Origin of the sequence: Flavobacterium plurextorum, from assembly GCF_024638035.1 — a bacterium.
GTDB classification, from domain to species: domain Bacteria; phylum Bacteroidota; class Bacteroidia; order Flavobacteriales; family Flavobacteriaceae; genus Flavobacterium; species Flavobacterium plurextorum.
Map to the genome: position 1 here is coordinate 449,179 of NZ_CP100442.1, position 15,441 is coordinate 464,619.

Genomic DNA, 15,441 nt, shown 5'->3' on the forward strand with positions numbered 1-15,441 from the left:
AATTTTATTTCTTTAAACCCTTAACGAACCGCGAAATCCTCTGGCGGCATAATACGAATCTGCACCATTATGATATACAAAAACGGTGTTATAACGAAAATCTGAAAAAACAGCACCGCCAAGTTTTCTAATATCAGCAGGCGTTTCGATCCAACTTGAAGTTTTAGCATCAAACTTGCCCAGTTTCTGAAGCTCTCGATATTCTGATTCGTTCAAAATCTGAATTCCCATTTCTTCTGCCATGTTTATGGCACTATCTTTAGGTTTGTGTTCTTTTCGTTTTTCAAGCGCTTCATGATCATAACAAATACTTCGACGCCCTTTTGGACTTTCTGGTGAGCAATCATAAAAAATATATTCTCCTGTTTTCGAATCGTAACCTACAACATCTGGTTCGCCTTCTGTCCTTTCCATTTCATCAAGCGACCATAATTTCTCTGGATTTGCTTTTAGTTTTGCCTCCACTTTACTCCAATCAATTCCTTTGTGTCTATTCAAATTTTTCAGAAAACGAGTTTCCAAAACCCGAAGCAGTTCTTCAGTTCCTTCAGCCGATAATTTTTTATTAGTATTCATGATCTTGTATTTTTTGTTTTGAACTTTCCATTAAACAAATTAATCTTTCAATCCTTTTCCTTCTAAAATCTGAGGAATATTTTTTTCGACTCTTGACTCTCTGGTTTTAGATTGTTTTGGCTGCGAAAAATGCAGTAAATAAGCCCTTTGTCTTCCCGGCGTTAAGGCTTGAAACGCTTCTTTTAAATTAGGCATTTCATCTAATTTTGCTTAAAATTCTGCAGAAACCTCAAAATCTGTTGTCTCTTTCAATTCGACTTTCAAACCCGCTTTTTCGATTTCTATTGCTTGATAAATGTATGTTTTCAGAATTGTCTTTTGATCGATTATTTCTTTAAGATTAGTAAATCTAATTTGACGTGCGGCCTGAACATTCTCAGATTGTTGAATTAAAATACCGTCAGTATCTTTTAATAAAGCACCTTTAAAAAACAAAAAAGCGCAATATTCTTTAAACTCATGAATCAAAACAATATTGCTTTTTCCTAAAGTATAACAAGGAGTTCCCCATTTTAATTCTTCGGTAAGCTGACAATCGAGCGCAATTTCTCTGAGTTGCTCCAATTCCTTTTGCCACTTTTCAACTTTATCAAAATAAAAATCAACTTTAGGATTCTCGTTGCCTTTTGTCATGAAATTTTACTTTACGTTAGTCCCTTTTTAAACTATATACTTTTGCTAATTTAGAAAAAATCCTACTTAAGAAATATGCTGCTCAATAATTTTTAAAAGCATAATAAATGAATAGACTATTATATTTTAATGAAATATTATTCAATCAAACAAATCTCGAAAACAGTTTTCCCATTTTCATTCTTATTTGCAATATAGCCTCCGTGCGCTTCAACAATATTTTTAGACAATGTTAGACCAATTCCTGCACCTTCATTTCTTGTTGTAAAAAATGGCAGGAATATTTTGTTCTCAATTTCCTTTTCTACTCCAGTTCCAGTATCACTTATCCTAATAAAAGTTCTATTTTCTTTGGCTTCAGCCGAAATCACAATTTGTTTTTCGCTGCTGTTTTTTAAAGCATGAATCGAATTTGTCAGCAAATTGATTAATACTTGTTCCATTTGATGCGCATCAATATTAATCCAGTATTTAAACGAAATTGCATTTACAACATTTATTTGCTGCTCGACAAATAACGGATTCATAATTTGAATACAATTGTCGATTAAATGCCTCAACTCTATTTTTTCTTTATTAGGAGAAGGCAGCATTGCGAGTTTTCGATAACCTTCGACAAATTTTTGCAAATGATCGCTTCGTCTCAGCATAGTTTCAACACTATTTTTTACATCTTCTAAATCTTCTGCTGACAGTGAATCTTGATCGACTAAATCTTGTAAGTTTTGGCAAATAGATCGAATTGGTGTTATCGAATTTAAAAGTTCATGCGAAATCACTTTCATTAAATTCACCCATGCTTCCTTTTCTTTTTTCTCAACAACATTCTGAATCGAATCGAGCAAGACAATACAATAATCACGTTCAAAAATCTCAGTTCGCGAAGCCTGTAAAACAAACGTCTGCTGATTTTGCTCGTTTACTCGAATTTCTATTGATGTTTTTATTTCCTGAAAATCATCCTTTTCAATGATTTCACATAAAGTTGGAAGTTGGTTTTTAAGATATTTCCATCTTGAAACTTTTGGAACATTGAAATAGGAAGAAAAATAATCGTTCATTAAAAAAACGTTCCAGTCCTTTTCTTGTTTTTGCAGAATAACGATTCCTGTTTCAATATTATTTAAAATCGAACGATAAATAATATCTTTTGAAACTTGCTCGTTTTGTCTATTCTTCATCGTATCATACAACAGAAACAGCTCTGCATATCTTTTGTCCGTTTTATGTTTGGTAAAATCTGATGTGAAATCATTTTGCAAAATCGAAGAAATGGTTTTGTCGTACAGCAAAACAAAATTTCGGACATAAAAATACATTTCACGAACTATCAAGAAAACAACAAAAAGTCCAAAAACACCAGTGAACAATAATCCTGTTTTAAAAAAATAAATAGAAAACTCGATTCCAATCACAATTAAAATCAATCGGAAAAACAGCAATTTATAAGTTTGAAAAGCTTTAAACATATTAACCAATATTGATATTATACTTCTCTAAACGTCGATACAACGAACCTCTTGACAATCCCAATTCATCGGCAGTTTTACTAATATTATTGCCGTTTTTAAAAAGCGCCTTTTCTATAGCCGTTTTTTCTACTGAAGAAAGCTGAATATCATCTGGATTTTCGTCATAAGGCGTTATAATTTCCAAATCTAAATCGGAGACAGAAATGCGATTGTTTTCGCAGAGAATTACTGCGCGTTCAATTTTATTTTCCATTTCACGAATATTCCCATTCCAAGCATGTTTTTCAATTTGTTCCAAAACTTTTTTATCAAAAGTAATTTCATCTCTTTCATACTTTAAAGCCATTTTTTCTAAGAGATATTCAGCCAAAGGAATTTTATCTTCGTTTCGCTCTCTTAACGGAGGCAGAACAATTTCCATAGTATTGATTCGATAATACAAATCTTCCCTGAAATTTTTGTCGGCAGCTTCTAATTTTAAATTTAAATTAGTTGCCGTAATAATCCTGACATTTAATGGTCTGGCTTTTGTTTCGCCTAATCTTGTTACGGTTTTAGTTTGAATAACCTGTAATAATTTTGATTGCAGATGCAAAGGCACATTTCCTATTTCATCTAAAAAAATAGTTCCGTTTTGCGCCATCTCAAAACGTCCCGGCGTATCGATTTTTGCATCTGTAAAAGCACCTTTTGCATAACCAAACAATTCACTTTCAAAAATATTTGAGTTCAACGAACCTAAATCAACAGCAATAAAAGGATTGTTTTTTCTTTCAGATTTACTGTAAATATGATGCGCAAGAACAAACTTCCCAGTTCCGTTTTCACCAAGAATTAAAACATTCGCATCTGTTTTTGCTACTTTATCAGCCAATAAATAAGCCTTTTTTATAATCTCTGAAGTTCCAATAAAAAAGTCATTTTCGATTTCGACCGTTTTTTGTTTTTTCTGATCCTTTCTCGATTTATCAACGGCCTGTTTTACTGATTCTAATAGTTTTTTATTTTCCCAAGGCTTTAAAATATAATCAAAAGCTCCCGATTTTAATCCTTCAACTGCTGTTTCTACTTTACCAAAAGCCGTCATTAAAATCACAACCGTTTTTGGAGAAAGTGTTTTTATTTCTTTCAAAAGATACAAACCCTCCCTTCCGTCTTCAAAACCAATTCTGTAATTCATGTCGAGTAAAACAACATCAATGCTTTTTTCTGATAATAATTCGACAACATTTTTTGGATTATTAAGCGTATAAATCTCTTCAAAGTACTTTTTTAAGTACACTTTTGATGCAAAAAGAATGTCTTCTTGATCGTCGATGATTAATATTGAAGCGTTTGTTTTTTTCATTTTTGTTCGGTTTTGGACGAAAGCTGTCCATTTTTGGACAGTTAGGTTTGCATTGAAAAAATAAAAACGTAAAAATAAAGCAGTTACAGATTTTAAATTTTTGGCACGAAAATCACATTTAGAGTATTAAATCATCAAATATGAGAATCTTTTTTGCTGGTAAAAGTAACAAAAATAGGCATTTATCAATTATATTGTAAACATCTTAATTTTAGAACTGTTTCTTTTACTTCGGCACTAAAAATAACCATCAAACACCAATCTTTAAAACAACAATTATGATCAGTATTACAAAGCTTTCAAAAATTTTTAGAACTGAAGAAGTAGAAACAAAAGCATTAAGCGAAATTTCCTTAACAATTAATCAAGGTGATTTTATTTCGATTATGGGACCTTCTGGAAGTGGAAAATCGACTTTATTAAATATCATCGGATTATTGGACAGTGCTTCTGGCGGAAGTTATAAGTTGTTGGATCAGGAAATGATTGGCACAAACGAAAAGGTAAAATCGAAAGCAAGAAAAGAAAACATTGGTTTTATTTTTCAAAATTTCAATTTAATTGATGAGTTATCTGTTTATGATAATATTGAATTGCCATTGATTTACAACAACGTTCCAGCATCTGAAAGAAAAAATAAGGTAACCGAAATTGCAAATATTCTTGGTATTGCACACCGTTTGAAACATTTTCCGCAGCAACTTTCAGGTGGTCAACAGCAGCGTGTTGCCGTAGCAAGAGCTTTGATTAACGATCCTAAAATTATTCTTGCGGACGAGCCAACTGGAAATCTAGACAGTAAAAACGGAAATGAGGTGATGGAATTGCTAACAGATCTTCATGCAAGCGGCTCAACAATTTTAATGGTAACGCATTCTGATTACGATGCTTCTTTTTCGCAAAAAACAATTTTAATGAAAGACGGAATCATACTTTCAGAAAAAATAAATAATAAAAATGTTGATGTTTTTGCTGCAAACTTAAGCAACTAAAATCATGCTGAAAAACTGGATTAACATATTTATATATCACATCAAGAACAACAAGCTCTTTACGGGTTTGAATGTTTTGGGTTTGAGTATTGGAATTGCAGGATTGATATTTGCGATTTTGTATTGGAACGACGAACAGAGTTACGACCAATGGAATCCAAATAAAGACAATATCTTTTTAGTCGCAAATCAGATGGATCCTACTACATATTGGGCTTCAAGTTCAGCTCCAATTGGATCTACAATAAAAAACATAAGTCCTGAAGTCGAATCTTATTGTTATGTAAACGGAAATTATGATAATGAGATTATTCATTTTGACGATAAAAAAATACAGTCTGACAAAATTCTTATTGCTCAAAAAAACTTTTTTGACTATTTCCCCTATCAATTTACCGAGGGAAATCCAAAAACAGGTTTACCAGATACGAATAGTATTTGTTTATCTGAAGATTTGGCAGCGCAGCTTTTTGGAAATAAAAGTGCATTTGGCAAAAAAGTAGTTCTTCAGAATCAGGTTTTGGTTGTTCGAGGAGTTTACAAACTAGACAAAAAGTCGATTTTTAATCCTTCTTGTGTAGTTAATTTTATGGATGTACGAGTAAAAAATACTATCCAGCAATGGGGAAATTTTCAGTTTATCCTTTTATTAAAACTAAAAAATCCAAATAATACCGATTTAGTTATCAAAAGTCTGTCTAAAACGTACTATGATAATATGACCGTACCTCAAGCCAAATTTCAAGGTATGGCTCCAAAAGAGTTTATTAAAAAATATGGAGAAGTAAAGCCTCATTTAGAATCTTTGGCCTCTATTCGTTTGCATACCAAAACTGGCGGTCTTATAGAAACCAATGGAAATTATCAGCTTTTATTAATCTTTGTAGGTTTATCAATTTTAATCTTGATATTATCTATTGTCAATTATGTAAATTCTGCTACTGCAAATGCTGTGAAAAGAGCTAAGGAAATTGGCGTACGAAAAGTTATTGGAGCTTCTAAAGCGAATATAATACAACAGTTTATTTTTGAAACGGCAATAATTTTATTGTTTTCAATTTTGATATCTCTTGTAATTGTCGAACTTTCAATCCCATATTATAATACTTTCTTAGAAAAAAATCTCGTATTACAAGGCGGACAATTCTATCTTCAGTTAGCAGTTATTTTTATTGCGACTGTAATTATAGCTGGAATATTTCCTGCAATTTATGTTTCGAATTTCGAAGTTTTAAAAGTCTTAAGAGGAAATTTTATTCGGAGTAAAAGTGGTGTCTGGCTTCGTAACGGAATGTTGATATTTCAATTTGCCGTAGCAGCTTTTTTTATCATCGGGTCTTATATTGTATATCAACAAATTGATTATATGAATTCAAAAGACCTAGGTTTTAACGGAAACCAGGTTCTTAATATATCTTATCGAAACATCTATGGCGAAAAAATCACAGATAAAAATCAATTTAGCAGATATAACAGTATCAAAAACCAATTGCTTCGCGTAAAAGGCGTAAAGCAAGTTGCAGGCGGCGGCTTTGTTATGGGAAGAGGTGCAAAATCTGTAATTTCATATCATTACAAAGACATAAATATAGATGGGAGTAATATTCCTATAGATTTTGGACTTCTTGAAATGATGAAAATAAAAATAGTTAAAGGGCGCTATTTAAATCCTGCATATTCTCAGGACACCATTAATTCAATGTTAATTAATGAAACCGCTTTAAAACTATTAAACGAAAAAGATCCTATAGGAAAAAAAATAAACTGGAATGGACAGGACGCAATTATCGTAGGAGTTGTAAAAGATTTTAATATTGGACATCCCGGCGAAGCTATTCCACCAATGTCTATATTTCATTTTAAAAGTGTATCGTGGTTTAACGGTCTTTTGAACAATATTTATATAACAGCAGATCCCAAAACTATGCAGCAGACTATTGCTGATATAGAAAGTTTATGGTTAAAGAAAGTTGACACAGAATATCCTTTTATATATGATTTTGTAGATAAAGAATACAAAAGATCGTATAGTGGTTATGTTAAACAAAAGAATCTTTTTTCATTACTGAACGTGATTGTTATTATAATTGCTCTTATTGGTTTATTTGCGCTGGCTTCTTACTCCATCGAAAGACGCATGAAAGAAATCGCAATTCGAAAAACTCTTGGTGCCGAAACTAATGTTTTATTAAAAGAGCTTTGTAAGCAATATATTCTTTTCAGCATTATAGGATTTATGATCGCTTTATTCCCTGCTTATTATTTATTGAACAAATGGTTAGAGAATTTTGCTTATAGAGTTTCTATTTCCATTTCTCCCTTTTTAATTGGTTTTACTATTTTATTACTGCTTACTCTCGCAGTAGTTATTTCTCGAGCTTATCAAGCTACAAAAGTTGATGTTTTACAATATTTAAAATACGAATAACATGCTAAAAAATTGGATTAACATATTTATCTATCACTTCAAAAATAACAAGCTGTTTTCAGCTTTAAATATCTTAGGGTTATCAATCGGAATTGCGGGATTAATTTTTGCATTACTTTATTGGAATGACGAACAGAGCTACAATGCTTGGAATCCTGAAAAAGATTCAGTTTATCAAGTATTAGTTCAATTAACTGATACACCTGTTGGAACTGATCATCCTGTGCGATTTAAACCGTATTTAGAAAAAGATCCAAATGTCGAGAAGGTTGTTTTTGCAGACAGCTGGTATCAAAAGAGTAAAATAATTTATAAAGGGAAAAAAGAATTCGTTGATAAAATAGTCAATGTCGAAAGTGATTTCTTTTCGCTGTTTCCTTTTAAAATTATTCAAGGAAATGGCAGCGATGCAATAAAAGACGGAACAAGTATTGCCATTTCCGAAGATCTTGCAAAACGTGTTTTTGGCAACGAAAACCCAATTGGCAAACAAATAAATTGTTTAGATAATTTGTTCGTAGTTCGTGCAGTATATCAGATTCCTGGTAATTCATCAATTGCGCCAAATGTTGTTGTAAATCAAATGAAAGATCTGGTAAATCCAGATAACAGTCGAAGTTTATTTGCTTTAAAAATACTTTTAAAACTTAAAGATCCATCAAAAGCAGAGCAAACAAGAAAGATGCTCGAAAGAACATATTACGAGGAAGTAATTGTGAAGGAAGGTAAACAAGCCGGTTTTACTCCTGAAGAAATGGAAAAAAAGATAGGACATTTTAGTGTTTTCATGGAACCGCTTTCAAAAGCCAGATTACAATCTGTCACAGATGGCTATCCTGAAGGTCGAGGCAACTATCAGTTCCTTCTGATTATGTTAGGATTATCAATTTTGATTCTCGTTTTATCTATAGTCAACTATATAAATTTGGCTACAGCCAATGCAATAAAACGCGCTAAAGAAGTAGGTATTCGTAAAATTGTTGGCGCATCGAAAACTAATATTATATTCCAATTTATATTTGAAACGATCCTGATTAGTTTGTTCTCAATTTTATTGGCGTTAGTAATTGTAGAATTGACTTTACCGTATTACAACAATTTTTTAAACAAGAATTTAATGATTATTGGAGGTCAGTTTTATTTACAATTGATTCTAATTTTTGGCATTACTATTTTAGCTGCAGGAATATTTCCAGCCATTTATGTTTCTAATTTCGAAACACTAAAAGTCTTGAAAGGTAATTTTTCAAGAAGCAAAAACGGCGTTTGGTTACGTAACGGAATGCTGATTTTTCAATTTGCTATTGCAGCTTTCTTTATTATTGGTTCAAACATTGTCTATCAACAAGTAGAATACCTTAACGATAGAGATCTTGGTTTTAAAGGAGATCAATTGATTGCTATTGACTTAAATCTTCCGCCTTCTTATTATGAAGGAGAAAATATTGGTCAAACCATTTTCACAAAATATAATACAATAAAGCAAGAGATAAGTAAAATTCAAGGAGTTGAAAACGTGTCAACCGGACTTGTATCCTTTGATGGTTCAGACAACACTTTAGCGCCGCTTTTATATCACGATGAGCTTTTTAAAGCAAAACACATCGGAGTAGATTTTGGAATGCTTGAAATGTTAAAAACTAAAATGGCAAAAGGTAGAGGACTTGATAAAAAACTTGCTTCAGATACCATAAATTCAATCCTGATCAATGAAACTGCTGCCAAGTTAATGAACATGAAAAATCCGATTGGCGAAGAAATTCTGATTAGAAATCAAAACTTAAAAATTATCGGAATTGTAAAAGATTTCAATTTATTAAGTCCAGAAGTTCAAGTTCCTCCAATGACATTTTTTCATATGAAAACCTTACATCTTGCTGAAAATATGAATGCCGTTTATGTAAAGTTAAAATCAAAAAATATAGAAAACACTATTGCCGACATTGAGAAATTTTGGACTGCAAATGTTGATAAAGAATTTCCTTTTAAATATGATTTTGTAGACAAACAATATGCGAGAACTTATGAAGCATACGTAAAACAGAAAAATCTTTTTTCACTATTAAACATAATTGTAATTCTTATTGCTCTGTTCGGACTATTTTCTTTGGCTTCTTACTCAATACAAAGACGAATGAAAGAGATTGCAATACGAAAAACTCTAGGCGCAGAAACGAATGTATTAATAAAAGAACTATCAAAACAATACATTCTATATTGCATCGTAGGATTTTTAATTGCTTTATTTCCTGTTTATTATTTATTAAATAAATGGTTGCAGAATTTCGCCTTTAGAATAGATGTTTCACTATTTCCTTTCATTTTCGGATTCATAATTTTATTAATTCTAACCCTAATAATTGTATTATCTAAAGCCTATGCAGCAACAAAAACAGATATTCTGAAATATTTAAAATACGAATAACAGGAATATAACAAAAACATTTTTAAATTAAATTGTTTATAATTAGTCGCGAAAGGCTCCTTAAGAAATTAAGGAGTCTTTCTAGTTATAACAGTTTAGACTTTAATATGAAGAGCCTTTTACAATTCCTCTTTTTGATTGTTTTATAAAATCGAGAATCGAATTTCGCTCTGTACTTTCTTCAAATTGACTTTCAATTAATGCCAAAGCCAAACTTGTATTCCTTTTTTCTTGAAAAATAATTCTATAAATTTCCTTTAATTCATTGATTTTCTCTACATCAAATTTTCTTCTTTTCAAGCCAATGCTGTTCAAACCAACATAACTTAAAGGTTCATGTGCAACTGTAATATAAGGCGGAATATCCTTTACAACTCTGCTCATTCCTGAAATCATGCTATGATCTCCAATATTTGAAAATTGATGTATTGCAGAAAAACCACTAATATTAACCCAATCTCCAACAGTTACTTCTCCAGCTATTCCCACATTGAACCCGATAACACAATTATTGCCAATTAAACAATCATGACCAATATGAGCATTTGCCATAACCAAATTATGATCTCCTATTTTAGTTCTCCCTTTAGAAGCCGTTCCTTTATTTATCGTTACAAACTCGCGAATAATTGTTTCATTTCCAATTTCAAGCAATGAATATTCACCTTTAAACTTTAAGTCCTGCGGATTTCCAGCTATTACAGCTCCAGAATGTATTTCGCAATTTTCTCCAATTCTAGCACCGTTTAACAAAGTAACATTATTTCCTATCCAAGTATTATCTCCAATTACAACATCGTTTTCAATCGTAGAAAAATTACCAATACGAACATTGTTTCCAATAACAGCAGAATTACCAACAACACTATTTTTCAATATTTACTAATTTAATAAGAGCACAAATATTGAAAAAAAGAAACTGCAATTTCTTGATCTAATGTCAAGTAATTGAAGCCCGAATTCTGCTTAATGTTTCCTGGCTGACACCAATAAGTGAGGCAATGTCTTTCAGCTTAGCTTTTTTAATAATTTGAGGAAATGATTTAAGAAGATATAAATATTTCTCCTGAGCACTCATTAATCTAAACTGATGATGAAATTCATTTATTTTAGAAAGATAACGCCGAAGCAATTTCAAATGAAAACTAGAAAATAACGGATAGCTTAGCAAAATTTGTTCATCATCGAAAGACAACGAATATACAGTAGTTTCTTCTGAAGCTTGAAAAATCTCAAATGATGTCTTTTGCTCAAAAAAACTGCTCATCGAAGTAACAAATTGATTGTCCGTATAAATCCATTTTGTAACCTCAATGTTTTCGTCCATTGAAAAGCGACGAATAGTACCAGATTGAATAAAATAGATTTTATCACATATTTTTCCTTCTTCAATGATAACTTCGTTTCTCTTAAACTTTTCTTCAACAAAATATTTTTTTATTGCTTCTTCAGTCTCTTCATCCAGCTTTTGAAAGCTATTAATTACATGTAGTAGTTCCCTCATATCCTAAATTATAGTAACCCAAATTTATCAATATAATTAATAAGCTTCAGAATTTCTTTTTAATCCAACAAAAGCAGCTTCTTCCCTAAAATAAAAGCCACAGAATAACTTTTTTCATCCGAAGACAATCTTGTTCATAAAAAACAAAAAACAGCTTTAAAACTGCTAAAAGTAAAAACCGCAATTCAACTAATACAATTTAGGGCGTTTCCCTTCGGGCCGGGCTGTCCGCTGTATCTTTTGCAAAGAGCTTTCAAATGAAAAAAGATCTTTATGTTCCCGCAAAAGGATGCCGCTTCCATCCCTAACGCAGACAAATTACAAGATCTTTTTCTGTCTTCCGTCTGATTCTATCAATAAAAAACACAAACGTCAGTTCGCATTTTCGACTGCAGAGATACAATCTGTATTTCACGGCACTGACTTCTAAACCACTATAAACCAAAAAATCCCCATCAATTAAATGATGGGGATTCTTAAAAGAAAGGCGACGACCCCGATAACTCTCGGGGCTCCCGCAATACTGTATCCCTTTGGGTATTTGCGTAAAAACAAAAAATCCTCATCAAATAAATGATGAGGATTCTTAAAAGAAAGGCGACGACATACTCTCCCACATAACTGCAGTACCATCTGCGCAGGCGGGCTTAACTACTCTGTTCGGGATGGGAAGAGGTGAGCCCCGCCGCAATAACCACCTTAAGGTTGTTAGTTGCTTTAGGCAACTTTTTTAACTCACAATTGATTATGAACACCCGAGCGTTAGCGAACAGGCGAAGCAATTGATAATTAAAAAAAATATCTTAACATACTGAGATAAAGAAAAGTACTTTTATTTACTATTTTAGAAAGTTTCTTCCCCGCCGAAGCGGGGAAAAGGGTGTACATAAGCTTACGGATTATTAGTACTACTCGACTATGACATTACTGCCTTTACATCTATAGCCTATCAACGTGGTCATCTTCCACGATCCTTAAAAGAAATCTCATCTTGTGGTGGGTTTCGCGCTTATATGCTTTCAGCGCTTATCCCTTCCCAACGTAGCTACTCTGCGGTGCCCCTGGCGGGACAACAGATACACTAGAGGTTAGTCCAATTCGGTCCTCTCGTACTAGAATCAGATCCACTCAAATTTCTTGCGCCCACAGTAGATAGAGACCGAACTGTCTCACGACGTTCTGAACCCAGCTCGCGTGCCACTTTAATGGGCGAACAGCCCAACCCTTGGGACCTTCTCCAGCCCCAGGATGTGACGAGCCGACATCGAGGTGCCAAACCCCCCCGTCGATATGAGCTCTTGGGGGAGATCAGCCTGTTATCCCCGGCGTACCTTTTATCCTTTGAGCGATGGCCCTTCCATGCGGAACCACCGGATCACTATGCTCTACTTTCGTACCTGATCGACCTGTATGTCTCTCAGTCAAGCTCCCTTATGCCATTGCACTCTACGCACGGTTACCAAGCGTACTGAGGGAACCTTTAGAAGCCTCCGTTACTCTTTTGGAGGCGACCACCCCAGTCAAACTACCCACCAAGCAATGTCCCCCACAACGCGGGGTTAGGCCTCAGATAAACAAAGGGTTGTATTTCAACAATGACTCCACAACGCCTGGCGACGCCGCTTCATAGTCTCCAACCTATCCTACACATCATTTATCCAAGGTCAATACTAAGCTATAGTAAAGGTGCACAGGGTCTTTTCGTCCCACTGCGGGTAAACGGCATCTTCACCGTTACTACAATTTCACCGAGCTCATGGCTGAGACAGTGTCCAGATCGTTACACCATTCGTGCAGGTCGGAACTTACCCGACAAGGAATTTCGCTACCTTAGGACCGTTATAGTTACGGCCGCCGTTTACTGGGGCTTCAATTCAATGCTTCTCCGAAGATAACATCTCCTCTTAACCTTCCAGCACCGGGCAGGTGTCAGGCCCTATACTTCATCTTACGATTTTGCAGAGCCCTGTGTTTTTGATAAACAGTCGCCTGGACCTCTTCACTGCGGCCAGCATTGCTGCTGGCGACCTTTCTCCCGAAGTTACAGGTCTATTTTGCCTAATTCCTTAGCCATGAATCTCTCGAGCACCTTAGGATTCTCTCCTCAACTACCTGTGTCGGTTTACGGTACTGGTACTAATTACCTGAAGTTTAGAGGTTTTTCTTGGAAGCCCTTAGGCGCACTATCTCTTTGTCCGAAGACTCCGAGTACTATCGTATTTCACCATTCTCTACGGATTTGCCTATAGAGAATATAGCTAGGTACTTCAACGAACTATTCCGTCAGTTCGCGGCGCTTTCATCACTCCGTCACCCCATCACAGTAATTAGTAGTACGGGAATATTAACCCGTTAGCCATCGACTGTCCCTTTCGGGTTCGCCTTAGGACCAGACTAACCCACAGCTGATTAGCATAGCTGTGGAAACCTTAGTTTTTCGGTGTGCGGGTTTCTCGCCCGCATTATCGTTACTTATGCCTACATTTTCTTTTCTAACCAGTCCAGCATACCTTACGATACACCTTCAACCCTGTTAGAATGCTCCCCTACCACTTAGAGTAAACTCTAAATCCATAGCTTCGGTAATATGCTTATGCCCGATTATTATCCATGCTCGTCCGCTCGACTAGTGAGCTGTTACGCACTCTTTAAATGAATGGCTGCTTCCAAGCCAACATCCTAGCTGTCTGGGCAGACAAACCTCGTTCTTTCAACTTAGCATATATTTGGGGACCTTAGCTGATGGTCTGGGTTCTTTCCCTCTCGGACTTGGACCTTAGCACCCAAGCCCTCACTGTTAGTGAACATTATATAGCATTCGGAGTTTGTCAGGAATTGGTAGGCGGTGAAGCCCCCGCATCCAATCAGTAGCTCTACCTCTATATAACTTTATAACTAACGCTGCACCTAAATGCATTTCGGGGAGTACGAGCTATTTCCGAGTTTGATTGGCCTTTCACCCCTACCCACAGGTCATCCGAAGACTTTTCAACGTCAACCGGTTCGGTCCTCCACTGTGTGTTACCACAGCTTCAACCTGCCCATGGGTAGATCACACGGTTTCGCGTCTAACACTACTGACTAAAGCGCCCTATTCAGACTCGCTTTCGCTACGGATCCGTGACTTAATCACTTAACCTTGCCAGCAACGTTAACTCGTAGGCTCATTATGCAAAAGGCACGCCGTCACCCCACGAAAGGGCTCCGACCGCTTGTAAGCGTATGGTTTCAGGATCTATTTCACTCCGTTATTCACGGTTCTTTTCACCTTTCCCTCACGGTACTGGTTCACTATCGGTCTCTCAGGAGTATTTAGCCTTAGCGGATGGTCCCGCCAAATTCAGACAGGGTTTCACGTGCCCCGCCCTACTCAGGATACCACTATCTATTACATTTATTACCCATACGAGGCTATCACTCTCTATGGCCCGACTTTCCAGTCAGTTCTGGTTCTGCATGCATAAAATGTCGTGGTCCTACAACCCCAACATTGCCGTAACAACATTGGTTTGGGCTAATCCGCGTTCGCTCGCCACTACTTACGGAATCACTTTTGTTTTCTTCTCCTCCGCCTACTTAGATGTTTCAGTTCAGCGGGTTTGCCCACCTATCGGTGTACTATGTCTTCAACATAGTGGGTTGCCCCATTCAGGTATCTGCGGATCAATCGGTGTGTGCCCGTCCCCGCAGCTTTTCGCAGCTTATCACGCCTTTCATCGCCTCTGAGAGCCTAGGCATCCCCCATACGCCCTTATTTTGCTTATTGTACCAATCATAAAATCAATTATGACCGTTTTTTTTTGTCTTTTATTATTCGTATTACTACTATAACAAAAAACGCTTTCTACTTTTTATTATTTTCTTATCTCAATATGTCAATGAACTTTTGTCCTTTCGGACCAGTGGAGAATAACGGAGTCGAACCGTTGACCTCCTGCGTGCAAGGCAGGCGCTCTAGCCAGCTGAGCTAATCCCCCATTTTAATTAAAAATCAAAAATCGTGAATTAAAAATTATGAACTTTTTGATTCTTAATCTTTCAACTTCTAAAATTTCCTTGTAAT

General features: G+C 35.1%; 8 protein-coding genes, 1 tRNA gene, 2 rRNA genes and 1 pseudogene. 3 read left to right on the forward strand and 9 right to left on the reverse strand.

The window, feature by feature from the left end; all coding sequences use genetic code 11:
- Positions 1-12: 12 nt before the first annotated feature.
- The 4 genes and pseudogenes from NLG42_RS02215 to NLG42_RS02230 all read right to left on the reverse strand — a co-directional run bounded on the left by NLG42_RS02215 (position 13) and on the right by NLG42_RS02230 (position 4,029).
- Positions 13-576 carry a DUF4256 domain-containing protein gene (locus tag NLG42_RS02215; protein WP_089056947.1) on the reverse strand — a complete coding sequence of 188 codons (564 nt, stop codon included), beginning with the start codon at positions 574-576 and terminating at the stop codon, positions 13-15.
- A 39-nt stretch (positions 577-615) separates the two neighbouring features.
- Positions 616-1,209, reverse strand: a pseudogene (locus tag NLG42_RS02220) (YdeI/OmpD-associated family protein).
- A 137-nt stretch (positions 1,210-1,346) separates the two neighbouring features.
- Positions 1,347-2,678, reverse strand: a complete 1,332-nt coding sequence (locus NLG42_RS02225) for a sensor histidine kinase (RefSeq protein ID WP_257682887.1) — start codon at positions 2,676-2,678, stop codon at positions 1,347-1,349.
- Position 2,679: 1 nt separating this feature from the next.
- Entirely contained in the window at positions 2,680-4,029 is a 1,350-nt protein-coding gene (locus tag NLG42_RS02230) for a sigma-54-dependent transcriptional regulator (RefSeq protein WP_089056944.1), read from the reverse strand.
- 278 nt (positions 4,030-4,307) lie between these two features.
- Here NLG42_RS02230 and NLG42_RS02235 point away from each other — a divergent pair, with 278 nt between their 5' ends.
- The 3 genes from NLG42_RS02235 to NLG42_RS02245 are packed head-to-tail and all read left to right on the forward strand — an operon-like array spanning position 4,308 to position 9,874.
- Complete coding sequence (locus tag NLG42_RS02235) at positions 4,308-5,021, forward strand: ABC transporter ATP-binding protein (RefSeq protein WP_257682888.1); 714 nt, start codon at positions 4,308-4,310, stop codon at positions 5,019-5,021.
- Between the two features lie 4 nt (positions 5,022-5,025).
- Complete coding sequence (locus tag NLG42_RS02240; protein ID WP_257682889.1) at positions 5,026-7,449, forward strand: ABC transporter permease; 2,424 nt, start codon at positions 5,026-5,028, stop codon at positions 7,447-7,449.
- A 1-nt stretch (position 7,450) separates the two neighbouring features.
- Positions 7,451-9,874, forward strand: coding sequence for an ABC transporter permease (locus tag NLG42_RS02245; protein ID WP_257682890.1), 2,424 nt, complete (start codon positions 7,451-7,453; stop codon positions 9,872-9,874).
- Between the two features lie 102 nt (positions 9,875-9,976).
- Here NLG42_RS02245 and lpxA read toward each other — a convergent pair whose 3' ends face one another.
- From lpxA to NLG42_RS02270, 5 genes are all read right to left on the reverse strand, one after another.
- On the reverse strand, positions 9,977-10,750 hold the full coding sequence (gene lpxA / locus NLG42_RS02250; protein ID WP_099720342.1) for an acyl-ACP--UDP-N-acetylglucosamine O-acyltransferase: 774 nt from the start codon (positions 10,748-10,750) through the stop codon (positions 9,977-9,979).
- A 64-nt stretch (positions 10,751-10,814) separates the two neighbouring features.
- Complete coding sequence (locus tag NLG42_RS02255; RefSeq protein ID WP_099720341.1) at positions 10,815-11,378, reverse strand: Crp/Fnr family transcriptional regulator; 564 nt, start codon at positions 11,376-11,378, stop codon at positions 10,815-10,817.
- Positions 11,379-11,970: 592 nt separating this feature from the next.
- A 5S ribosomal RNA gene (gene rrf / locus NLG42_RS02260) occupies positions 11,971-12,080 on the reverse strand.
- A 180-nt stretch (positions 12,081-12,260) separates the two neighbouring features.
- A 23S ribosomal RNA gene (locus tag NLG42_RS02265) occupies positions 12,261-15,144 on the reverse strand.
- Between the two features lie 137 nt (positions 15,145-15,281).
- Positions 15,282-15,355: transfer RNA gene (locus tag NLG42_RS02270), tRNA-Ala, on the reverse strand.
- Positions 15,356-15,441 lie beyond the last annotated feature (86 nt).

Bases quoted from the DNA above. Each gene is read 5' to 3' on its own strand.
- NLG42_RS02215 (WP_089056947.1), bottom strand. From the start codon at position 576: ATGAATACTAATAAAAAATTATCGGCTGAAGGAACTGAAGAACTGCTT.
- NLG42_RS02225 (WP_257682887.1), bottom strand. From the start codon at position 2,678: ATGTTTAAAGCTTTTCAAACTTATAAATTGCTGTTTTTCCGATTGATT.
- NLG42_RS02230 (WP_089056944.1), bottom strand. From the start codon at position 4,029: ATGAAAAAAACAAACGCTTCAATATTAATCATCGACGATCAAGAAGAC.
- NLG42_RS02235 (WP_257682888.1), top strand. From the start codon at position 4,308: ATGATCAGTATTACAAAGCTTTCAAAAATTTTTAGAACTGAAGAAGTA.
- NLG42_RS02240 (WP_257682889.1), top strand. From the start codon at position 5,026: ATGCTGAAAAACTGGATTAACATATTTATATATCACATCAAGAACAAC.
- NLG42_RS02245 (WP_257682890.1), top strand. From the start codon at position 7,451: ATGCTAAAAAATTGGATTAACATATTTATCTATCACTTCAAAAATAAC.
- NLG42_RS02255 (WP_099720341.1), bottom strand. From the start codon at position 11,378: ATGAGGGAACTACTACATGTAATTAATAGCTTTCAAAAGCTGGATGAA.